23 protein-coding genes are annotated in these 21,628 nt (G+C 57.9%); 7 read left to right on the plus strand and 16 right to left on the minus strand.

Annotation, left to right across the window (positions count from 1 at the left end; genetic code table 11):
• Nucleotides 1–13: 13 nt before the first annotated feature.
• The 3 genes from ADIMK_RS05340 (at nucleotide 14) to ADIMK_RS05350 (ending at nucleotide 1,660) form a co-directional block, all read left to right on the plus strand.
• Nucleotides 14–784, plus strand: a complete 771-nt coding sequence (locus ADIMK_RS05340; protein WP_036184634.1) for a HesA/MoeB/ThiF family protein — start codon at nucleotides 14–16, stop codon at nucleotides 782–784.
• Complete coding sequence (locus ADIMK_RS05345) at nucleotides 774–1,181, plus strand: CoA-binding protein (protein WP_036184637.1); 408 nt, start codon at nucleotides 774–776, stop codon at nucleotides 1,179–1,181. Before ADIMK_RS05340 ends, ADIMK_RS05345 begins: the two co-directional genes overlap by 11 nt.
• A gap of 101 nt (nucleotides 1,182–1,282) precedes the next feature.
• The gene (locus ADIMK_RS05350) at nucleotides 1,283–1,660 is read left to right on the plus strand and encodes a DUF192 domain-containing protein (protein ID WP_051692501.1); all 378 of its coding nucleotides are present in this window, start codon (nucleotides 1,283–1,285) and stop codon (nucleotides 1,658–1,660) included.
• A gap of 23 nt (nucleotides 1,661–1,683) precedes the next feature.
• On the opposite strand, the gene ADIMK_RS05355 is transcribed toward ADIMK_RS05350, so the two are convergent.
• The 15 genes from ADIMK_RS05355 to ADIMK_RS05425 all read right to left on the minus strand — a co-directional run bounded on the left by ADIMK_RS05355 (nucleotide 1,684) and on the right by ADIMK_RS05425 (nucleotide 15,391).
• Entirely contained in the window at nucleotides 1,684–2,298 is a 615-nt protein-coding gene (locus ADIMK_RS05355; RefSeq protein ID WP_036184639.1) for a hypothetical protein, read from the minus strand.
• A 36-nt stretch (nucleotides 2,299–2,334) separates the two neighbouring features.
• Nucleotides 2,335–3,291: an AEC family transporter gene (locus ADIMK_RS05360; RefSeq protein ID WP_036184641.1), complete on the minus strand. Its 957-nt coding sequence runs from the start codon at nucleotides 3,289–3,291 to the stop codon at nucleotides 2,335–2,337.
• A gap of 80 nt (nucleotides 3,292–3,371) precedes the next feature.
• Nucleotides 3,372–3,866: a SixA phosphatase family protein gene (locus ADIMK_RS05365; RefSeq protein ID WP_036185268.1), complete on the minus strand. Its 495-nt coding sequence runs from the start codon at nucleotides 3,864–3,866 to the stop codon at nucleotides 3,372–3,374.
• 60 nt (nucleotides 3,867–3,926) lie between these two features.
• Nucleotides 3,927–4,820, minus strand: coding sequence for a DMT family transporter (locus ADIMK_RS05370; RefSeq protein ID WP_051692503.1), 894 nt, complete (start codon nucleotides 4,818–4,820; stop codon nucleotides 3,927–3,929).
• 181 nt (nucleotides 4,821–5,001) lie between these two features.
• The gene (locus tag ADIMK_RS05375; protein WP_231517003.1) at nucleotides 5,002–5,520 is read right to left on the minus strand and encodes a DoxX family protein; all 519 of its coding nucleotides are present in this window, start codon (nucleotides 5,518–5,520) and stop codon (nucleotides 5,002–5,004) included.
• An 11-nt stretch (nucleotides 5,521–5,531) separates the two neighbouring features.
• A complete protein-coding gene (locus ADIMK_RS05380; RefSeq protein WP_036184648.1) occupies nucleotides 5,532–6,296 on the minus strand; it encodes an HvfC/BufC N-terminal domain-containing protein in 765 nt (254 codons plus the stop codon).
• Entirely contained in the window at nucleotides 6,293–7,243 is a 951-nt protein-coding gene (gene bufB / locus ADIMK_RS05385; protein ID WP_081849673.1) for an MNIO family bufferin maturase, read from the minus strand. Before bufB ends, ADIMK_RS05380 begins: the two co-directional genes overlap by 4 nt.
• Nucleotides 7,244–7,288: 45 nt before the next feature.
• On the minus strand, nucleotides 7,289–7,585 hold the full coding sequence (locus ADIMK_RS05390) for a BufA1 family periplasmic bufferin-type metallophore (RefSeq protein ID WP_036184649.1): 297 nt from the start codon (nucleotides 7,583–7,585) through the stop codon (nucleotides 7,289–7,291).
• A gap of 210 nt (nucleotides 7,586–7,795) precedes the next feature.
• Complete coding sequence (locus ADIMK_RS05395) at nucleotides 7,796–9,283, minus strand: MFS transporter (RefSeq protein WP_051692505.1); 1,488 nt, start codon at nucleotides 9,281–9,283, stop codon at nucleotides 7,796–7,798.
• Nucleotides 9,284–9,446: 163 nt separating this feature from the next.
• The gene (locus tag ADIMK_RS05400) at nucleotides 9,447–10,148 is read right to left on the minus strand and encodes an ABC transporter ATP-binding protein (RefSeq protein WP_036184651.1); all 702 of its coding nucleotides are present in this window, start codon (nucleotides 10,146–10,148) and stop codon (nucleotides 9,447–9,449) included.
• A gap of 2 nt (nucleotides 10,149–10,150) precedes the next feature.
• Complete coding sequence (gene livG / locus ADIMK_RS05405) at nucleotides 10,151–10,918, minus strand: high-affinity branched-chain amino acid ABC transporter ATP-binding protein LivG (protein ID WP_036184653.1); 768 nt, start codon at nucleotides 10,916–10,918, stop codon at nucleotides 10,151–10,153.
• Entirely contained in the window at nucleotides 10,919–12,169 is a 1,251-nt protein-coding gene (locus ADIMK_RS05410) for a high-affinity branched-chain amino acid ABC transporter permease LivM (RefSeq protein ID WP_036184655.1), read from the minus strand. It abuts the gene before it with no gap.
• Nucleotides 12,169–13,098 (minus strand): high-affinity branched-chain amino acid ABC transporter permease LivH, encoded by a 930-nt coding sequence (gene livH / locus ADIMK_RS05415; protein ID WP_036184658.1) that lies wholly within the window; start codon nucleotides 13,096–13,098, stop codon nucleotides 12,169–12,171. The genes ADIMK_RS05410 and livH overlap by 1 nt, the downstream gene beginning before the upstream one ends.
• Before the next feature lie 84 nt (nucleotides 13,099–13,182).
• Nucleotides 13,183–14,307 (minus strand): high-affinity branched-chain amino acid ABC transporter substrate-binding protein, encoded by a 1,125-nt coding sequence (locus ADIMK_RS05420; RefSeq protein ID WP_036184659.1) that lies wholly within the window; start codon nucleotides 14,305–14,307, stop codon nucleotides 13,183–13,185.
• Nucleotides 14,308–14,449: 142 nt separating this feature from the next.
• The gene (locus ADIMK_RS05425) at nucleotides 14,450–15,391 is read right to left on the minus strand and encodes a LysR family transcriptional regulator (protein WP_036184662.1); all 942 of its coding nucleotides are present in this window, start codon (nucleotides 15,389–15,391) and stop codon (nucleotides 14,450–14,452) included.
• Nucleotides 15,392–15,593: 202 nt separating this feature from the next.
• On the opposite strand from ADIMK_RS05425, the gene aptA reads away from it, so the two are divergent.
• Both aptA and ADIMK_RS05435 read left to right on the plus strand, forming a co-directional pair.
• Entirely contained in the window at nucleotides 15,594–16,910 is a 1,317-nt protein-coding gene (aptA, locus tag ADIMK_RS05430; RefSeq protein ID WP_036184669.1) for an omega-aminotransferase AptA, read from the plus strand.
• Between the two features lie 186 nt (nucleotides 16,911–17,096).
• A complete protein-coding gene (locus ADIMK_RS05435; protein ID WP_036184672.1) occupies nucleotides 17,097–18,386 on the plus strand; it encodes an HD-GYP domain-containing protein in 1,290 nt (429 codons plus the stop codon).
• Here the strand turns inward: ADIMK_RS05435 and csiR are convergent.
• Nucleotides 18,376–19,068, minus strand: a complete 693-nt coding sequence (gene csiR, locus ADIMK_RS05440) for a DNA-binding transcriptional regulator CsiR (RefSeq protein ID WP_036184675.1) — start codon at nucleotides 19,066–19,068, stop codon at nucleotides 18,376–18,378. The genes ADIMK_RS05435 and csiR overlap by 11 nt on opposite strands.
• Before the next feature lie 180 nt (nucleotides 19,069–19,248).
• On the opposite strand from csiR, the gene glaH reads away from it, so the two are divergent.
• Together glaH and lhgO are read left to right on the plus strand one after the other, a co-directional pair.
• A complete protein-coding gene (gene glaH, locus ADIMK_RS05445; RefSeq protein WP_051692507.1) occupies nucleotides 19,249–20,211 on the plus strand; it encodes a glutarate dioxygenase GlaH in 963 nt (320 codons plus the stop codon).
• 91 nt (nucleotides 20,212–20,302) lie between these two features.
• A complete protein-coding gene (gene lhgO / locus ADIMK_RS05450; protein WP_036184677.1) occupies nucleotides 20,303–21,502 on the plus strand; it encodes an L-2-hydroxyglutarate dehydrogenase in 1,200 nt (399 codons plus the stop codon).
• Nucleotides 21,503–21,628: the final 126 nt, after the last annotated feature.

Genomic DNA, 21,628 nt, shown 5'->3' on the forward strand with positions numbered 1-21,628 from the left:
AAAAGGATACAAGGTGTTATCGGATCAGCAGTTACTGCGTTATAGCCGTCAGATCATGTTGCCTGAGGTGGATATAGACGGTCAGCAGGCCTGGCTCGACAGTCGGGTCCTGGTCATCGGGCTCGGTGGTCTGGGAAGTCCGGCAGCGATCTACCTGGCCTCTGCCGGTGTCGGGCATCTGGTACTGGTGGATGACGACGCGGTCGATCTGACCAACCTGCAACGCCAGATCGTGCACACGACCGAGCGTGTCGGGCAGCCCAAGGTGGAGTCGGCCCGCGAGACGCTCAAGGCGCTCAACCCTGATATCCGTATTGAGACGCTGGCACGCAGGCTTGAGGGCGAGGAGCTGGCCGAGCAGGTCGCGGCGGCTGATCTCGTACTGGATTGCTCTGATAACTTTACCACCCGTTTTGCTCTGAACCGTGCCTGCGTTGCGGCAAAGACGCCGTTGGTGTCAGGGGCTGCCATTCGCTTCGATGGTCAGATCAGTGTTTTCGATCCGCGTATTGACGGAGCGCCCTGTTACCAGTGCCTGTACCGCGAAGGTGAAGATGAACAGCTAAGCTGTTCTCAGTCAGGCGTTTTTGCACCGCTGGTCGGTATTATCGGTGCAATGCAGGCAGCGGAGGGGTTGAAGCTGCTTGCCGGGGTCGGTGAGCCGTTGGTCGGTCGGTTGCTGCTGCTCGACGGTAAGCGGATGGAGTGGCGGATGCTGAAGCTCAGGCGTGATCCGGCGTGTCCGGTGTGCGCAGCAAAGGTGGAGAGGGATAATGGCAAGTGAACAGGCTCTGATCGAAAAACTGGAACGGGAGGTCAAGCTGATCGCCCTCGTAGGTGCCAGCCACAAGCCCCATCGGGCCAGCTATCGGGTGATGGAGTTCCTGCTGCGCCATGGCTACATCGTCATACCGGTTAATCCGCGGTTGGCGGGGCAAAGTCTGCACGGCCAGCTGGCGGTGGCATCCCTGGCCGATATCAAAGTGCCGATCGACATGGTCGATATCTTCCGCAACTCCGAGGCGGCCGGTGAGGTGGTTGACGAGGCGATCGCTGTTGGTGCCAAGGCCGTCTGGATGCAGCTCGGTGTGATCAATGAGTCAGCTGCTGAACGGGCGCGTGCGGCTGGACTTGAAGTGGTCATGGACCGCTGTCCTGCGATCGATTGGGGGCGTCGCTGAGCACACGGCTCACTGCCCCGTCACTCGGACGGCAGCTGTATAGGCTGGCGCTGCTCTTGGTTTTCTCCGTTATCTCCCTTGCGTGCAGCGGCCAGAGCACAATGGTGCGCACGCTTCAGGTTGGCCCGGCCAGCTTTCGCACCGAGATCGCTGCCACGCCCGAGGCCCGCCAGAGGGGGCTGATGGGGCGTGCGGATCTGAGCGACGACATGGCGATGCTGTTCGTGTATCCGGATGAGCAAATTCGGATGTTCTGGATGAAGGATACACCGACGGCGCTGTCGATTGCCTATATCGACCGCCGGGGCGTCATCCGTCAGATACTGCCGATGCAGCCGTACAGCCTGGAGTTGGTCCCCAGTCAGACTCCGGTCATGTATGGACTGGAGGTGAAGCAGGGGGCTTTTGAGCGCTTGGGTGTCAGGGTTGGCGATCAACTGGATCTGGAATCCCTGCACGGAGTAACGGCATCTCACTGAATTATGACCGATCTCTCTGCCGCTCAGCGGTTGCCCAACATCATCTCTCTGATTCTCTTGTCGTCGGCACAGCGTTTGGCATAGTCGCGCATGGCCTCGCTGCAATCGATCCGATCGAGCGCTTCCGGCAGCGGGGCGCCGGAGTGAATCAGAAAATGTACCGTGGCCTGGTCATTCTCAAGCATCGCCAGGCTGACCAGCTCGTCCCCGTGACTTAGGTCGGCACCGTGCTGTACCAGTCGGCTTAGGTGCAGCATTAGCTGCTCCGGCTTGACGCAATCGAAGCACCAGTGCAGCAGCGAGCGGCCCTCGAAGTGTGCGTTGGCATCGGCCCCGGCCTGCAGCAGTGCGTTCAGCAACCCCAGACTATGCTCGGCATGACGTAGCGCGATCAGCGTGTAAGGAGCACCATTTGCATCCAGGCTATTGGCCGACTCGGTGCGCTCAAGCACCCAGGTCAGCGCGTCGGGCTGTCCGGCTCGCAGAGCTAGCTCAGCTGCATTCAGGCCCTCGCTTAGTGGTGTACTCAGCTGTTGTTTATCCACCTTGGCCGCCAGTTTGGCCAGCGTGTCGCGATCACCGCTGCTGAGGGCTGCAACCAGTTTGGCGGTACGGGCATCGCGAAAAATCTTCAGCATGACATGGTTTCCAGAGGCGCGTTGGCAGACTTCAATTTAAATGACGCCCATCAGCTTGACCAGGTAGATGGCACTGCTAAGAGTGATGACGGAACCGAGTGTAGTGGTCAGGATTACGTTGGCTGAGAGCTCTGCATTGGCACCCATCGCCTTGGCCATGACGAAGCTGGCCGCCGCTGTAGGACTGGCGAACAACACCATCAGGATGACCAGCTCTTCACCGCGGAATCCGGCCAGCCAGGCCACTGGGGTGACCAGACCAGGGAGCAAGACCAGTTTGATCAGGGTGGCCCAGAACGCGGTACCGGAGCTGTTGCGCAGGCTTTTAAGATTCAATGTTCCACCGATAGCCAGCAACGCCAGAGGCAGTGTTAAATCGGCGAAGTAGTCGCCGGTGCGCGCAATCAGCGCCGGCAGCCCGATATTGAAGTAAGAGAAGGGAAGGGCCAGTACAACGGCCAGTATCAGGGGGTTACGCGCCACCTCCAGCGCAATGCGCCCCAGTCGCAGTCCGTCCGCCCGTTTCAGTGGCAGGGTCAGGCAGATGATAGCCAATACGTTGTAGAGCGGAATGATCAGCGCCAGCAGCAGTGATGCCTGGGCCAGCCCGGACTGGCCAAACAAGTTATAGGATACCGCCAGGCCAATAATGCCGTAGTTGCTGCGATACGCGCCCTGGATAAAGGCGGCCAGGTCCGAGGGCTGACTGATCCAGCGACTGCCCAACCACCAGATCAGCGCATAGGTGATCAGCGTGGCGATTAGCACATAACCCAGCAGTTCGGGGTTGAACGTGGCGTGGAAGTCCATCCGGGCGATGGCTAGGAACACCAGCGCCGGAAGCGTGAGCGTGAAGACTAATTTGGACGCGGTGTTGACGAAATTCTCGTTGATCACGCGCAGGCGTAGCAGAAAAAAGCCGAGAAATAGGATGAAAAAGATCGGTGCGACAATGGTGCCGGTGAACGCTAGGGTTTGCAGGTAGAGATGCACAGGTGCCTCAGTTGCGTCTGAGTGAAAGAGGCAATTTTATCGGAAAACGCGGGTGCCGCGCAGAGCAGTAACGGAACTGTTCAGGTATGCAGTTTGGGATAATCGAAGATCTGGGTGCTGCCGCAGCTTTCGGCCAGTTCGGTCCAGCTCAATACATTGAGCATCAGGTGGTGTACAGCCGAGGTCGGGAAGTGGTGCAGAGTCTGTCCGCTCAGGTAGGCACCCAGGTCAGCAATACCCGGATTGTGGCCAACGAGCATGATGCTGTCGAGGTGGTCCGGTTGCCCCTGCAATACGTTAAGTAGGGTCTCCCAGCATGCTTCATACATTTCGGGGATCGCCATGCAGTTGCGATCCTCCAGCGCGAGCGTCTGCGCCAGTGTTCTGGCGGTGACGGCTGTCCGGGTTGCGCTGCTGTACAGAAGCCTTTGAGGTATGAGGCCAAAGGCTTTCACCCGCGCCGCCATCAGCGGAAGGTCGCGCATGCCGCGTGCATTAAGTGGCCTGTCGAAGTCGCGCAGCCCCGGATTATCCCAGCTGGATTTTGCATGACGGATCAGGGTCAGCTGTTTCATGGTCATCGAATTCCCGGCGGGTTTCATAGCAGTATTGTTCTCCCCGGCGGGAAAGGCAATTTACCCCTGTATTCTCACCTTGCGCGGAGAGAATAGTGAGCCGCCAAAGAAGAAGCTCGCCAATCCACCGAGAATGACCACCGATCCGATGTACAAGCGTTCGCTCAGGGGCTCATCGTTGAACAGATGGCCCAGCAACAGTGCGAATATAGGCGTAATCAGTGTCACCAGCGCGACGGTGCTCGCGCTCAGATGCTTGAGCACGAAGTAGTACGAGGCGAAGCCGAGCAGCGATCCGACCAAGGCTAGATAAACGATAGACCAGAACGAGCGCGTAGCCGGATCCAGCGGTTGCCAGCTGCCGTCCAGCAGGTACCAGGTCAGGGTATAGCAAGGCAGTGACAGAATCAGCGAACCGAGCGTTTGTACCAGCGGGTCGAGACCAGCGGCTTGCTGTTTCACCATGACACCGCTAAGGCTGAAGAAGCTCACACCCATCAGCAACAGCCCTATGCCTGTCCAGCTCTCAGGGCCCAGGGCCACATCATCCATGAATACGATAGCAAGGCCCAACAGCGCGATCAGGCATGAAAACCAGCGATGTGGCGGAAAAGCCTCGCCATCAAACACGAACCGGCTGAACAGCGCTGACAGCATCGGAGCCAGGCCGAAGAGCACCGAAATCAAGCCGGATGGAATGTAGCGGGCTGACAGGTAGACGCAGCACATGGCGCCGAAAGTGCCAAGCGTTGCCGCGACATAAGACTTGATCGCCAACGAGTCGAGCCGGAGCTTGATGCGGCGAACGGCTAGAATCAGCATGCCGACCACGGCCGCTATTGCCATGCGGATGCCTGCGGCGGCGACCGGGTCGACACTTTCGCCGCTCCAGGCAACGGTGATGGGGGTCGTCGACCAAATAAGGACGACGAGCAGATAAGCGGCCGGTATCACGCTTTTAGCTCCAGCAGGCAGTGTTGGGATCAACAGATGAGAAAGGGCCTCAGCGTAACTGAGGCCCTTCGTGCATGTGCGACTTGATGTCACTCGCTACGGTGATGACGAATACCGCAGTACTTAAGTTGGACTTTGTTGACCTATCCGTCAAGTCGGCAACAGAGAGTTGCGTGTTTTATCAAGAGAAGTGGCGTTTTATCCAGTAATCGATCGACAAACGGCCTGGGCCGCGCACCATCAGGTAAAGCAGCACCGCGGCCCAGACGCCATGTGTCGGGTAAGCACCGGGATAGACAAACAGCTGAATCACAATGGTCATGATCAGCAGGGCCAGTGCTGAGAAGCGAGTAGCCAGTCCTGCCAGAAGCAGCACGGGAAAGAGGTGTTCGGCGATGGTTGCAAGCGTTGCCGCGAACTCGACTGGTAGCAGCGGCAAGGCATACTCTTCGCGGAACAGGTAAAGGGTCGAGCCTGCAAAGTGCGGCCAGCCCAGTTCAAAGGTGCCGTCGATGAAATTCACCGCGAAGCCCTCGATCTTGGTCTGGCCGGATGTCCAGAAGATTGCGGCGATGGAGAAGCGTGACAGCAATATGATCAGCGTTTCGGGAATGTGGCTGAGGGCGGCGACCGCTTGCTGTACACACCGAACCACGGGATTGGGTTTGTGTCGGGCAGATGGCATGACGGATGTATTCATGATGGTGGTCCTTAATAGCTCAGCACGTGCAGTGCCTGACGCTGAAGCAGCAAGGCTAGAGCGGCGTTAAGATCAAAATCGCTGTGTGTGTTCAGTGTCTCGTCCACCGCAGCGCCCAAAGTCAGTCCGTCAATCAGGCAGGCGGTGAAGGCTGCTGTCGCTCTATCGAGAGGGATAACCTCGACTTCCAGTTGAGGGCGCAGGATCAGTGCTTGCTCCGGCTGCCAGGGATCGACTTGACTCAGGGGGATCAGATCCTGATGGGCGGCCCAGAGGGACACCGCGGCATATTGCGAGCGCAGCAGGTGAGCGGATGGGTGAAGACTGATCCTCAGCTGGGGCAGGCGCTCGGGTTCTGACAATGCCACTTGCAACGTTTCAGCGGAGAGTGGTCCGGCGTCCATCGCGTGGTATGCCTGTACCCTGGCCCATTCCAGTCGAGCAGTATCCGCCAGATAAGGCAGCGATGACGCTGGCTCGAATTCGGCTATGAAGCCGGGGAAGCTGTCGCCGAACCGGGCAAGAACGGGATGATTGGGCATATGCTCGCGAAGGTATTCCCGTGCCATGGCTCGGAAGAACTGTTCGCCCACCAGACGTTGTACCACCGAAAACGTACTCTCCAGCGCCTCGATCAGCGACACGATAACGTTGTTGCGGTAGACATCGAAGCGCGTGGTGGGGTCGGAGCCGTTCCACGCCCACAATCCCGCTGGTGCGCTCAATTCCGGGTTAAGCAACGCTTGCCGAAAGTCAGCTTCAGGCGTTCTGTTCATAACATGGGCTCCTCAATGGCAGCGTCCACCCGAGACAGCAGCAGGTTTTGTGCTCTCAGCGCTTCGCCTACCAGAATCGGTAGCGGGGGGATGTTGTTGTCCCGCTCGATAAGTGTGGCAACTGGCCCTGTCAGCTCAAGTGCATAAGCGTAGAGGTTCCAGACCGCATCAGCGACAGGGGCGCCGTGGCTATCGATCAGCAGTGGAGCGCCCGCGGCGTCAGTGTCACGGCTGAAGCCCGCCAAATGGATCTCGCCCACACGGTTGCAGGGCAGTGCGCTGATGTAGTCACGGCTGTTAAGGCCATGGTTGATGCAGCTGACATAGACGTTGTTTACATCCAGCAGCAGGCCGCAGCCGGTACGCTCGACCACCGCCGAGAGAAATTCGGTTTCCGGAATGGACGAGGCGGCAAACTGTACATAGGTGGCGGGGTTCTCCAGCAGAATCTGGCGCTTGAGCCGTGTTTGCACCTGATCGACGTGTTCGCAGACGATCTTGAGACGCTCCTCGGTGTAGGGCAGTGGCAGCAGATCGTTGAAAAACTCTCCACTATGGCTGGACCAGGCCAGATGCTCCGAAAAGCGCTCGGGCGGGTGGCGATCCAGTAATGTAACCAGCCGGCTCAGGTGGTGTTCATCGAGCGGCGCATCGCCCCCGATAGATAAGCCGACACCGTGAATCGACAGTGCGTAGTGTTCGTGCAGGCGAGAGAGGTAATGGTGGTAGGGGCCGCCCGCGACCATATAGTTTTCGGCATGCACCTCAAGAAAGCCTATTTCCGGCAGCTGATCGAGCAGTGCCTGATAATGCTCCGGCTTGAGGCCTATGCCGGCCGAAACCGGCAGGGTGTTAAACCGGCTAGGTGCCTTTAAATTGTGGTGCGCGGCGGTCTCACCGGCCGGTGTAGCCAATCGAGTGGGCACTAAATTGGGCTGTGTCTTCATATCGGTTACTCCGGTGAGTTGGGTGAGACTGCCGCGACTTATGCGTTACATAGTCTCTTCGAAGGCTTCCAGCTGGCCGTGGCCTGTCGGAGAGGTCGGGGACTCCATCTGGGTGCAGGTGCCGGCAGGTACGGCCTTGAAGGCATTGCCCTGATAGTCTTTCTTGGCGGTGCCTGCGCAGGTGGTGCCGGGGCCAGCCTTGCAATCGTTCTGGCCTTTAAGCGCCACGCCGTAGCATTTCTCCATTTTCATCTCGTCGGCGGAGGCCGGCAGAGATGCGACGCTGATTGCAGTACCCAGAGCCAGTGCAAGAGCCGCAGCAGTAGTAGTCGTTTTAGCCATTTTGTGTATCTCCAGTTTGTGATTTGTCGGCCTCTGTGTGGCCTGTTTCTGTGCGTGAAATCTGTCGGAAGAGTGAGTGCGTCATCCCTTCTTGCTGCAGTAGTCGGGGGAATCGCAGATTCCTTACACAGGCGGAGAAAAAAATGAAAAATTGATAAACAGAAAACGAAAACGCCGCTGATGGGGCAGCGGCGTTGGTTGGGCGTAACTTTACGGGGCGGGTTTTTCAGGGGGCGGTGGAGACGTTTCCTCCTCCTTGGCCGGTTCCGCGTCATGGGTGGGTGCGCTCTGGTCGTGGGCGCTCAACTCCTTGATGTCCTCAAACGGATGTACCTCCATGCCAATCATTTCGCCGCCAACCTCTATGCCGGCACTGACGGCGGCAGGCTCGGGTTCGTTCTCTTTTTTGGCATCGTCCCCCCAGGCGTCTACCCACTCGTCAGGGAAGATGTCCTCAATGTTGCTCTCTCCCTCGACCTCATAACGCGGGTCGAATTCGTTGGAGAGTTGGCTCTCCGGCATACTGGCCACATACTGCTCCTGCGCAGTAATCGGCAGTGGCGGCATGCGGTTTTGGCGGTAACGTACGTAGAGTGCCAGAGCCACTAGCAGAGTGGCGAAGCCAATAAACATGGCCGACGGTCTGAACGCTTCCATCAGCATTGAGCCGCTGATCGGTCCGATGATGCTCCCCGCGCCGTAGCTGAGCATCAACGCCGAGCTGGCGGCGACGCGAGCGCTACTGTCGATGCGGTCGTTGGCAAGCGCCACGCCGAGCGAGTAGACCAGTGACATAAGGCCGAGCAATACAGCGGTAACAAACAGACGGATCGTAAACGCCATCTCTACCGTCATCGACACAGCACTGCTCAGCATCGCCGCAACCAACAGTACGACCAGTAATACCTTGCTGCGCTGGATACGGTCGCAGATCCAGCCGATGGGCCAGGCCAGCAGAACCGCCATCAATACCGATACGGTCATCAGCTGAGATACCTGTTTTACAGTCATCGCGGTCAAGCTGCCAAACAGCGGTACCAGTGCGTAATAGGCACCGAGCAGTATGCCCGCGGTGAACGCGCAGGTGAGCCCGAGCGGCGCTTCTCTGTAGAGAGAGAGTAGCGACATCTTGGCGCCTTGCTCAATCACCGGTGACTGCATGCGCGACAGTGATAGCGGGATGATAGCGGCAAGCAATACCAGACCTGCGCCGGTGAACGGTACGGCACTGAGCGGGTCGGTGTAACCGACAGTGAGCTGTGCCGAGGTGGACGCGCCGTACGCCGCGATCTGATAGAGCGCGAACAGCGTTGCCCGGTTGTTGTTGTTCGCGACCGCGCCAAACCAGCTTTCGATAATCACAAACAGCCCCGCGGCGGTGATGCCACCGACAAAGCGCAGTATGGCCCAGAAGTACACCGACTCCAGCAGCGGATAACTGATCGAGGCCATGGCCGTCAGCGAGGTCAGGGCGGCGAATGTGCGTATGTGGCCGACCTTGGCAACCAGATTGGTACACCAGTGAGAGCCGATCACAAAGCCGATGGAGTAGCACACCATGACGAAACCGACTTGCGTCGGCGGAACCCCTTCGGCACCCAGCCGAATGCCCAGATACGTCAGCAGGAACGCATTACCGGCGTTCATCAGCATCAGGCTTATAAACAGGGCTGAGAGGGAAATGATGATCAGTCTCACGGTCTGGCTCCATCCATGCCGGGTATTCGGGCCGTTAACAGGCGGCTCTGGGTTGCGTTAAACATCTGTGAATCTCAAGTCTAGCAGCCGTCCTCTGACGACAAAAAGAAGAGCGGCACCGTTTCCGGTACCGCTCTGTTGATTGAGTGGCGAGCTTGCCGGATTAGCCGCCCAGATAGGCCTTCCTGACAGCATCATGCGTCAAAAGTGCCTCGCCGGTATCACTCATTACGACACGGCCGTTCTCGAGTACGTAGCCCCGGTCGGCGATCTTCAGCGCCTGGTTGGCGTTCTGCTCAACCAGGAAGATTGTGACACCCTCTTCACGCAGGCGTTCGATAATCTCGAAAATCTGCTGGATGATGATCGGAGCCAGACCAAGGGACGGCTCGTCGAGCAATAGCAGGCGCGGATGGCTCATCAGCGCCCGGCCAATGGACAGCATCTGCTGTTCGCCACCGGACATGGTTCCACCGCGCTGATGGTAACGCTCCTTCAGGCGTGGAAACAGCCCCAATACATGATCGAGTTGGGCTTCGTAGGCATCCTTGTCACTGAAGTATGCGCCCATGTGCAGGTTTTCGGCCACGGTCAGCCCCGAGAAGATCCGACGACCTTCGGGAACCACGGCCAGTCCCTTGCGCATGATCAGTGACGTGGACATCTGGCGAATTGATTCGCCCTCGAACAGAATCTCGCCGGAGCTTGCCTGCGGCGAGCCGCACACCGTCATCATCAGCGTGGTCTTGCCGGCACCGTTGGCGCCGATCAGGGTGACGATCTCACCCTTGTTGACCTCGATGGAAACATCGTGAAGGGCCTGAATCTGACCGTAGTGAGTGTTCACATTTTTGAGTTCAAGCATGCTTAGCTCTCCCCCAGGTAAGCTTTGATGACATCGGGGTTCTGCTTCACCTCATCGGGTGTGCCGTCGGCCAGTGGTGTGCCCTGGGCGATGACGTAGATGTGATCGGAGATACCCATGACCAGCCCCATATCGTGCTCGATCAGCAGCACCGATATTTCATGCTCGTCGCGCAGACGGATGATCAGCTGGTCCAGCTCCTTGGTTTCGAAGGGGTTCAGGCCAGCTGCCGGTTCGTCGAGCAACAGCAGTTCCGGCTGAGTCGACATGCAGCGGGCGATCTCCAGCTTACGCTGTTGACCATAGGCGAGATAGCCCGCCTCACGGTTGGCATGCTGCAACAGGTCGACCTCTTCGAGCCAATAGATAGCGCGGTCCATCGCTTCCTGTTCCAGACGGCGATAGCTCGGTGTTTTGAACATGCCTGCGAACAGGTTGGTATTCAGATGGCGGTGTTGAGCCACCAGCATGTTTTCGATCACGGTCATCTTCGAGAACAGCCGCACGTGCTGAAAGGTGCGTACCAGTCCCTTGCGCGAGATCTGGAAGTCTTTCAACCCGGCCAACTGATCACCGTTGAACAACACACTGCCGTCGGTGGGTATATAGAACCCCGACAGACAGTTGAACACCGTGGTTTTGCCGGCCCCGTTTGGGCCAATGATCGATACGATCTGTCGGTTCCTGACTTTCAGGTTGACCGCATTTACCGCGAGCAGACCACCGAAGCGCATGGTCAGCTCGTTTACATCAAGCAGCAACTGACTCATTTATTTCAACTCCAGGTGGGGGCGTTTCATCGGTACCAGTCCTTCCGGGCGCCAGCGCATCATCACGACCATCAGCAGGCCGAACATCAGCATGCGGTAGTCGGAGAACTCGCGCGCCAGTTCCGGCAGGATCGTCATCACGATGGCGGCCAGAATTACACCGATCTGGGAGCCCATTCCGCCGAGTACCACTATTGCCAGAATGATCGCCGACTCGATGAAGATGAACGACTCGGGACTGATAAAGCCCTGACGTGCAGCGAAGAAGCATCCGGCGAATCCAGCGGTCGATGCGCCAAGTGTAAACGCCGACAGCTTGATGACCGTACGGTTAAGACCGAGCGAGCGGCAGGCGATCTCATCCTCACGCAACGCTTCCCAAGCGCGGCCAATCGGCATGCGCATCAGGCGGTTGATCAGATAGATCACGATAATGACCAGCAGTACGGCGATCAGGTAGAGGAAGATAACCTTGTGCCCGCTGCTGTAATCGATGCCAAAAAACTCGTGGAAGGTCTGGTTGCCCTCGCTGGCGCGACGACTGAACTCAAGGCCGAACAGGGTCGGTTTCTCGATACCGGAAATCCCATTGGGGCCGCCGGTGATGCTGGTCCAGTTGTTAAGCAGGATACGGATCATCTCACCGAACCCAAGCGTCACAATCGCCAGATAGTCACCACGCAGGCGCAGTACCGGAAAGCCCAGAATGAACCCGAATGTTGCTGCCAGCAGGGCGGCGATCGGCAGGCACATCCAGAACGAAAAGCCGAAATATTCCGACAGCAGGGCATAGGTGTAGGCGCCAACGGCGTAGAACGCCACATAGCCAAGGTCGAGAAGACCCGCCAGCCCGACCACAATGTTCAGGCCAAGACCGAGCATGATGTAGATCAGTGTCAGGGTAGCCAGATCGACGGCCCCGCGTGACACCATGAAGGGCCACACCAGCAGCCCGACCACCAGTGCAGACAGCAGCCAGGGCTTGAGCGTGTTCCAGCTCGAACCTTGGGGCTTGAGTGCGCTCAGATTGGGCTTGGGGATGCGACCGAACAGGGCGTCGACCTGATTGGCAAACAGCTGGCCGAAGAATACCACCCCTACGCCGGCCAGAATCCAGCCCCAGCGGTCGGCACCGGCACCGGTCACGGCCAGTGTGGTACCCTCGGCCCCCAGACGTACGCCCAGCATCAGGCAAGCCAGTACCAGTGTGATACCGGCGGCGAAAATTGCGTTGTAGAGTGAACCGCGCATCAGACTTTCTCCACCTCCGGTTTACCCAGAATGCCGGTGGGTCGGAACAACAGGATGGTGACCAGCAGTCCGAATGCCACCACATCCTTGTATTCCGACGGGAAGTAGGCAGCGGTCAGTGCTTCAGTAACACCCAGGATCAGCCCGCCAAGCATGGCGCCGGGAATCGATCCGATACCGCCGAGCACCGCAGCGGTAAACGCTTTGAGCCCCGCCATGAAGCCAATGAACGGGTTGATGACACCGTAGTAGAGGCCGAGCAACAGGCCGGCGATCGCCGCCAGCGCCGCGCCGATGACGAATGTCAGCGAAATGATGCGGTTGGTGTCGATACCCAGCAGGTTGGTCATGCCCAAGTCCTCAGCGCAGGCGCGGCAGGCGCGTCCCATGCGTGAGCGCGAGATGAACAGTGTCAGGGAAGTCATGGTGACCAGGGTGACAACCCAGATCAGCAGCTGCATCCAAGACAGGGTAACCTCGAAGGTATCCAGTGAACCCAACTCAAGCACACTGCCGGAGATCAGCGGTGCCAGGGCAACATCGCGTGAGCCTTGGGCCAGAGCGACATAGTTTTGCAGGAAAATGGACATACCGATCGCCGAAATCAAGGCAATCAGGCGGTTCGATCCGCGCAGCGGTCGGTAGGCGACACGCTCGACCGTCCAGCCATAGGTGCTGGCGATCAGCATCGCAACCAGAAGTGCGATAAACAGGACCAGTGGCAGGGCAAAACTGCCCATGGCCAAGAGGCCTGTGATCACGATAAAGGAGACGTAGGATCCGATCATATAGATTTCGCCGTGGGCGAAATTGATCATGCCGATAATGCCGTACACCATCGTGTAGCCGATGGCGATCAGGGCGTAGGTCGAGCCGATAGTCAGTCCATTGATGATCTGCTGCAGAAGGTAGAGGCTGGCTTCAGTCATCGATACTTACCAGATAGATAAAACGATACCCCTGCGCTGTTGGCACAGGGGTATTCGGGTTCAGGGTTTAAACGCGACTCAGGATCACTGAGCGGGCGTTTTGGATCCGTCGGCGTGCAGCTGGTACACGAGGAAGGTGGACTCGGTCAGGTCGCCCTTGTCGTCATATTTGACGGTGCCGATTGCCGTATCGAAGCTGTTGGCCTTGATGTATTCGGCCATCTTGACGGAATCGGTGCTGTCGATAGCCTTGACGGTGTCAGCCATGATCTGAACGGCAGCGTATGCCGGGAAGACGAACGGACCGGTGGGATCTTCACCCTTGGCCTCGATCGCTTTTACGCGCTCGGCGTTTTCCGGGTTCTGATCGAACGCTTTCGGTGCGGTCGCCAGTACGCCTTCTACAGCATCACCTGCGATCTTCGCCAGATCGGAGTTGACGATACCTTCAGGGCCCATGAACTGTGCTTTCAGGCCTTTCTCGGCTGCCTGGCGCAGGATCAGGCCCAGTTCCGGGTGGTAGCCGCCGTAGTAGACGAAATCCACATCGGCTTTCTGCAGCTTGGCGATCAGCGCGGAGAAGTCTTTATCACCGGCGGTAACACCTTCGAACATCACCGGTTCAACGCCGGCTGCTACCAGACCATCGCGCACGACGGTTGCCAGACCTTCGCCATACTGCTGCTTGTCATGGATAACCGCGATAGTTTTCGGCTTGGCGGTATCGAGGATGTACTGTGTTGCCATTGAGCCCTGCAGGCTGTCCAGACCGATGGTACGGAAAATCATGCCGTAGCCTTTTTCGGTGATGGTCGGCGACGTGGACGCCGCGGTAATCATCAGGACGCCTTCCTCTTCATAGATGTCAGAGGCCGGTTCAGTGGAGCTGGAGCAGAGGTGACCGACAACGTGGGTGATACCGTCGTTGACGATTTTGTTGGCCACGGCCACGGCCTGTTTCGGATCGCAGGCGTCATCGTAAATAACGCCTTCCACATCCATGCCGTTGATGCCGCCGTTGGCATTGAGGTAGTCGATAGCGGCCATAACGCCGATTTTCTGCATGTCGCCGTACTGGGCAACTGGGCCGGTCGCCGGACCTGCCAATGCGATCTTGAACGTGTCGGCCTGCGCTGTGCCGACAATTGTCAGTGCGGTGGCCGCTGCCAGCAAGGTCTTGCTAAAGCGTTTCGTGTAGCTGTTCGCCATCTTATTGTCCCCTTCGTCCATTGTATGCCGAGCCAAAAACAGTTCGGCTAATGGTTAGCAAGTTAGTCAAAACTTTTCGATTATCACAGAAAAAAATAGCCGGTAAAGACAAACGTTGTCGTTTTGGTCAAAAAACCGAGTTTTATCCTGCTGAAGTCAAGGGAAGGTTGAGCCTTTCCCTCAATAGCGAGATAAACAGTTCGCGCGCCTTGTTTGGGCGCGCCGATTTGCGAACGATTGCCCCAAGGGGCAGGCCGTAATGATTCTGCTCCGGTTTAAGCGCGCGCAACTCGCCGGGCTGGGTCGAGTTGGCAACGTAGTACTCCGGCAGGAAGCCGATGTACCGTCCAGAGCGGATAAGCGCCAGGCGGGTCTCGTAATAGTAGGCGGTGGCGCGCAGGTCCATCTGCTCGATCAGGCTTGCGGCGTCCTTGTGGGGCTTGAGCCCAGCCTGCACGAACGGTTGGCGGTCGATCAGCTCTTCGCTGAGTTCTGCATCCGGACGATCGAACAGCGGATGGCTTTTGTGGCAGTAGAGTCGGCAGGTGTCGGTGAATAGATGGATATAGTCAAGGCCCTCGATCTGCCGATGAATCGGTACGAAACCCACCTCTGCCTGACCGTTGATAACCATCTGCTCGATCTCCGACATGGAGGCGACATCTACGGTGATATACACATCAGGAGCCCGTTCAGCCACGGCATTGATCAGTTCGGGCAGGCAGACGCGGGGGTCTCCGCTGACGGTGTCGGAAAAGATCAGGCGCAGATCACCGGACAGTGTGGCATTCAGGTTGTTTACCGTGGCTCGGAACTCCTCGACAGAGTCGAACAGTTTCTGCGCCGATTCGTAAATGATGCGGCCTTCGTCCGTCAGTGCAAAACCGGCTCGGCCGCGGTGGCACAGCTTGAGGTTCAGGCGTGACTCAAGGTTGGCGATATGGATGCTGATGGTCGAGCGGGTGATATTGAGCTCCGCTTCGGCTGCCGAGAAACCGCCGCACTGTACGACGGTGGTAAACACCCGCAACTGCTTGATCTCAAAATCGCCAACCTGTCCGAGCCAGTATTTGCGTGTGTTCATGGTTGATCGGTTCCTGCACGACGTTTCTTGTGCATGTTAATCAATCCGACACGGATTACCCAAGGCTACTTAAGCAGGAGGCGGCAAAAGTTTGATCAACATAAACCTGGGCTTTTAATCGCCGGCATTTTCCGCCACCGGTTTTCGGACCTAGACTGAATCGCATCTGGCTAAACGCGTAATCCAACACGGGTCTGCACACATGAAGAACTATTCAAGCATGGATCATTTCTGGATGCCGTTCACGGCAAACAGAGCTTTCAAAGCGGCACCGCGCATTATCGAGCGCGCCGAGGGCATGTGGTTGTACAGCGATGACGGCCGTAAGATTCTCGACGCCACCGGTGGACTTTGGTGCGTCAATGCCGGCCATGGCCGTCAGAAGATCGCCGATGCCATCGCCCAGCAGGCGATGAAGCTGGATTACAGCTCGCCGTTCAACCTCGGCCACGACATCGGCTTCGAATTCGCCGAGCGCCTGGTGAAATACACGCCGGAAAACCTGAATCGCGTGTTCTTCACCAACTCGGGCTCCGAGGCGGTCGAGAGCGCACTGAAGATTGCGCTGGCCTACCAGAATGCCCGTGGCAAGAAGGGCAAGTACCGCTTCATCGGTCGTGAGAAGGCCTACCACGGCGTCAACTTCGGCGGTATCTCCGTTGGTGGTTTGACGTATAACCGCAAAGGCTTCGGGCCGTTGCTGCCGGTCGACCATCTGCCGCATACGCTTGATCTCAAGCGCAATGCATTCAGCAAGGGGTTGCCGGAGCAGGGCATCGAACGAGCTGACGAGCTGGAGAACCTGCTGCAGTTCCACGATCCGGACAGCATCGCTGCGGTCATCGTTGAGCCGGTTTCCGGTGCCGGTGGCGTTATCCTGCCGCCGATCGGTTACCTGAAAAAGCTGCGTGAGCTCTGCACCAAGCATGACGTACTGCTGATCTTTGATGAGGTCATTACCGGCTGGGGCCGCTTGGGTGCTTCGTTTGCGTCTAACCGTTTCGAAGTAGAGCCGGACATGATCACCTCCGCCAAGGGCATCACCAACGGTACTGTGCCACTGGGTGCGGTGTTCGTGCGCGATGAGATCTGCGACACGGTGATCAACGCCGGAGCCGAAGGGGCTATCGAGTTCTTCCACGGCTACACCTATTCAGCGCACCCGATCGCCTGTGCTGCGGGCCTTGCGACCATGGATATCTATGACGAAGAGGGGCTGCTGGAGCGCGCAAGCGGCGAAATCGGTGACTACTGGCAGTCCTCGCTGCACTCCCTTAACGGCGAGCCGGGCATTGTCGATGTGCGTAACTATGGCCTGATCGGTGCGGTGCAGTTTGCAGCGCCGGATGGCTCGCTGGTGGGCTCGAAGATCATGCAGCGTTGCTACGAGAAGGGGATGTCCGTGCGTGCGGTCGGTGACATCATCGCCTTCTCACCGCCACTGACCATCGAGAAAGCGCATATTGATCAGATCGTCGAGACCCTCTCGTCCATCGCGCGCGAGATGTTCGCCCGCTAACGGCTGCTACACGCATCTCATCACCCCGGTACGATTGATCGTCGTGCTTTCCGGGCCGCCCCATAAAGGCGGCCCTTTTTTATCTGACCGTCATCAAGGCATCCGCTGGCATCGATGGTGCCTGACCGGGTTATTGTCTATGGTTGGTGCAGGTGCCCGATTCCCGGACTGAGGCCAGACGAGTCAATGAATCCCGATACGTCGTTACACGTCGATTTGAGGCAGATGATTCTCGCCATCGAGACCGCCGTGTCGCTGGTGGGGATGAACGATACCAATCACGGCAAACGTGTAGCCTTTATTGCCAGTCAGCTCGGACATCAGCTGGGATGGGGTGAAGAGGATCTGGAGTATCTGTTTGAACTGGGTCTGCTGCATGACTGCGGTGTCTCGACCGAGCAGATGCACGCAGGGCTTGTAAACCATTTCGATTGGGAAGAAGCGGATCTTCACTGCCAGATCGGCTATCGGCTGCTGAGCAGCTTCCAGCCGCTGTCCCGATACGCGGTGCCGGTGCTGCATCACCATACGCGGTGGGATGAATACCCCAAGGAGGGTGTCGGAGCGCGCGAGACGCGTATGGCCAACCTGATCTTTCTGGCCGATCGTATCGATGTGGTTGCGGCGCCCCATTACGGCGTCGATATCCTGCTGGCCCGTGAGGGGGTGCTGGCGACGATTGAGCAATACACCGGACACTACTTCGCACCCGAGTTTATTGAGGCCTTTCGACGCCTCCAGCGCTTTGAAGCGTTCTGGATCGCACTCGAAGATCGACATGTCACCCGCTACACCTGGGATATGGGCGCCAGGGCTCGACGGGAGACGCTGTCGCTGGAGCAGCTCAAGCAGCTCTCATTGATTCTGGCCTACATCGTTGACCAGAAAAGTCCCTTTACCGCAGAGCACTCGTTGCGTGTGGCGGATCTGTCCCGTTATCTGGCGACGACACTGAATCTATCCCCCGTACAGTGCGACAAGATCGAGATTGCGGCGCTACTGCATGATCTGGGCAAGCTGCACACCCCGGACCAGGTGCTGGAAAAGCCCGGGCCGCTCAGCGATATAGAGCGTGCAATCATGAATCAGCACAGTTTCGAGACCTATGAAATCTTGCGCCATATCGAGGGGCTCGGTGATGTAGCGCGTTGGGCCGCCTTTCATCATGAGGGTGTTAACGGAGGCGGCTACCCCTTCCACCCCAGTGAGCGGGATCTGAGTATCGAGGCCCGTATTGTGGCGGTGGCGGATATATTCCAGGCCCTGGTGCAGGCCCGTCCCTATCGCCCGGGCATGACGCTCTCCGAAGTGCTGGACCTGCTCGATGCCAAGGTGACGGCCGGTCAGCTCGATGCCCGGGTGGTCTCGATAGCCAAGCGTCATGCCTGCGAGTGTTTCGAAATTGCCAAGGGAAACGATGCCCAGTACAACCATCCCTATACCGATTTTTCCTCGCCAGAGCCGGTCAGCCAATAAGCCCGCGGCTGGCCAGTATCTCGGTGATGATCGGGATCGGGTTCATCATGTGTTCAAACATAATGTGACGCGCTTGGACGCTGTCGCGCGAAAGCAAAATCTCCAGCAGTTCCTGATGTTCTCTGCGCTTGGTTTCCAGCGCCTCGGCGGAAAACACCGTCTGCCTCAACCATAGCTGCCGGTAACGCTCGGCCTGATCGAGCATGGTCATGCGCAGCTCCATCAGCTTGGCGGATCCGCAGCCGCTGGCGATGGCGCGGTGGAAAGCCTTGTGTCGGCTGTCCCACAGACCCAGCATCTCGTCGGCGTTATGCACCTCGGTCACTTTGGAGAGCGTATGGGCACTGGCGACGATGCCGGCCTCCCAGTTCTCGTCGCCGTTCTGGACGGCGAGCTCGGTGATCAGCGCTTCAAGCTGTGCCCGCGCGAAGTAGATATCCTTCAGTTCCGCCAGTGACATGGGCGCCACACGAAAACCCTTTTGACTCTCCGCCGTGACCAGACGGTCCGCCACCAGACGTGACAACGCCTCCCGCATGGGGCCTGCGCCAATTTCATAGCGCTCGCGCAGGGCGCTCATTAGCAGTTTATCGCCGGGTTTGAAGATCCCTTCGGTCAGATCCCGCTTGAGCAATCCGTAGGCGACATCCGCCAGATTGCTTTTCTCGTCGTTGCCGCTCATCCACTCGCTGCCTTGCTTTGCACGGAGTCGCGATTATAGCGGCAGGGGGAATATCGTCGCAAAAGAGAAGTTTTGTTGACGTTATTTAAAAATGTAGATATTTTTATTAAACGTAAATATTAAGCAAATATCTAGATAGTAGCCCATAACGACAGCAACCCAACTTCAAGAGGTAGAGCAATGTCCCTCGTAGCCGAAAAGATCGAAACCGCCGATAGCTGTGGCTTTAGCCTTTCGCCCTCCGCCATCAACCCACGTTTGCTGGAGCTGCGTTTCGAGCGCGAGGTGGTATCGGCATTCCTCAACGCCATTGCCGAATGGCCTGTGCAGGCGCTGGAGTACAAGTCGATGCTGCGTTTCCGCGTCGGCAAGGTTCTGGATGATCTGTGCGGCAACAAACTTCAGTCGCTGCTGGTGAGTACGCTGGTGGACCGTAATACCGGTGCGTTGCTGATCACGCCGGAAGGACTGGACAGCGTTGATCAGGCCGAGGATATGGTGCGCTTCACCACGGCAGTGGCACATCTGTTTGGCCGCTCCAACTTCGATGCGATGAGTGGCCAGTACTATGCCCGCTTCGTGGTGCAGAACGACGACAACTCCGATAGCTATCTGCGTCAGGCCCACCGTGTGATGGAGTTGCACAATGACGGTACCTTTGTCGAGCAGGACACCGATTACGTGCTGATGCTCAAGATCGACGAGCAGAACATGGTCGGCGGAAACTCGTTGCTGCTGCACCTGGACGACTGGGAAGATCTCGAGCGTTTCAGCCGTGATCCTATTGCCTATCGCGAGATGCGCTGGGCGGCGCCGCCGAGCAAAAACACCCGTCAGGATGTATTTCACTCGGTTTTCGATATCGATCGCAGCGGCAAGCCAATCATGTCCTACATCGACCAGTTCGTGCAGCCCAAGGACGACGAAGAGGGTAACTGGCTTACAGACCTGTCCGAGTCACTTGAGGGCAGCAAGGCGATTCTGTCGGTGCCGGTGCCGGTGGGCAGCTTCCTGCTGATCAATAACCACTTCTGGTTACATGGTCGTGACAAATTTACCGCGCACCCGGGACTGCGCCGTGAGCTGATGCGTCAGCGTGGCTACTTCACCCGCGCGAAGACTCTGCGCAACCCGAAACAGTAAGTTGGCGGGTCACACTTGCGCCAAACTCAGGATATCATCAGAAACCACCGGCCATTAAGCCGGTGGTTTTTTCTGTCACACAGAGGTCAGAATGTACGATTTTCTCATTATCGGCGGCGGTATCGTCGGCATGTCCACCGCCATGCAGCTTTTGGGGCGTTTCCCGGATAAAAAGGTCGTGGTGCTCGAGAAGGAGTCTGGGCCTGCCCATCATCAGACCGGGCACAACTCCGGTGTCATTCATGCCGGTGTCTATTACACCCCGGGCAGCCTGAAGGCGAAGTTCTGCCTGGAAGGTAACCGCAATACCAAAGAGTTCTGCCAGGAAAACGGCATCCGTTACGACGAGTGCGGTAAGCTGTTGGTGGCCACCAACGCGTTGGAGATGGAGCGCATGAAAGCGCTTTGGGAGCGTACCGAAGCCAATGGTCTGGAGCGCTACTGGCTGTCGGCCGACGAGCTGCGCGAGCGCGAACCTAATATCACCGGTATTGGCGGCATCTTTGTCCCCTCCAGTGGCATCGTCAACTACAAAGAGGTGACCGAGGCGATGGCCCGACGTTTTGTCGAGGCCGGCGGCGAGGTGCGGTACTCGACAGAAGTCACGGCGTTGTACGAGAGTGCCAGCGAGGTGAGGGCACACACCAGCAGCGGTGAAGTCGAAGCCCGCTATCTGATCTCCTGCTCAGGGCTAATGGCCGACAGGGTGGTGAGCATGCTGGGGCTTGAGCCGGAGTTCCGGATCTGTCCTTTCCGGGGTGAGTATTATCTGTTGCCTGCCGAGCACAACCAGATCGTGAATCACCTGATCTACCCGATTCCCGATCCCTCAATGCCGTTCCTCGGCGTACATCTGACGCGGATGATCGATGGCACCGTGACTGTGGGGCCTAATGCGGTACTGGCCTGGAAGCGTGAAGGCTATAACAAGACCGATATCTCGCTCAAAGACAGCATCGAGACATTGGCGTACCCCGGTATTCGCAAGGTTTTGCAGAAGAACCTGAAGCCCGGACTGATCGAGCTGAAAAACTCGCTGTTCAAGGGCGGCTATCTTAAAGAGGTGCAGAAATACTGTCCGAGTCTGACTAAGGCGGACCTGACACCCTATCCGGCCGGCGTGCGTGCTCAAGCGGTATCCCGCGATGGCAAACTGGTGGATGACTTCCTGTTTGTGAAGACCGCGCGCACTATCAATGTCTGCAACGCGCCTTCGCCGGCGGCCACATCGGCATTGCCGATTGGGCGCTATATCATCGCCGAGGCCAGTGCCCAGTTCGATCTGGCCTGAGATCGCCTGTGACCTCTTGCAAGCGTCTATAGTTTGAGGTGGATGAAACTTAACGTTTACAGGCGGTCAACCGAACCGGCAGATAGCGGTGCTAGACTGCCGGTCACTCGCAGCCATTTGGGCTGC

This window comes from Marinobacterium lacunae, assembly GCF_000705555.1.
Classification (GTDB): domain Bacteria; phylum Pseudomonadota; class Gammaproteobacteria; order Pseudomonadales; family Balneatricaceae; genus Marinobacterium_D; species Marinobacterium_D lacunae.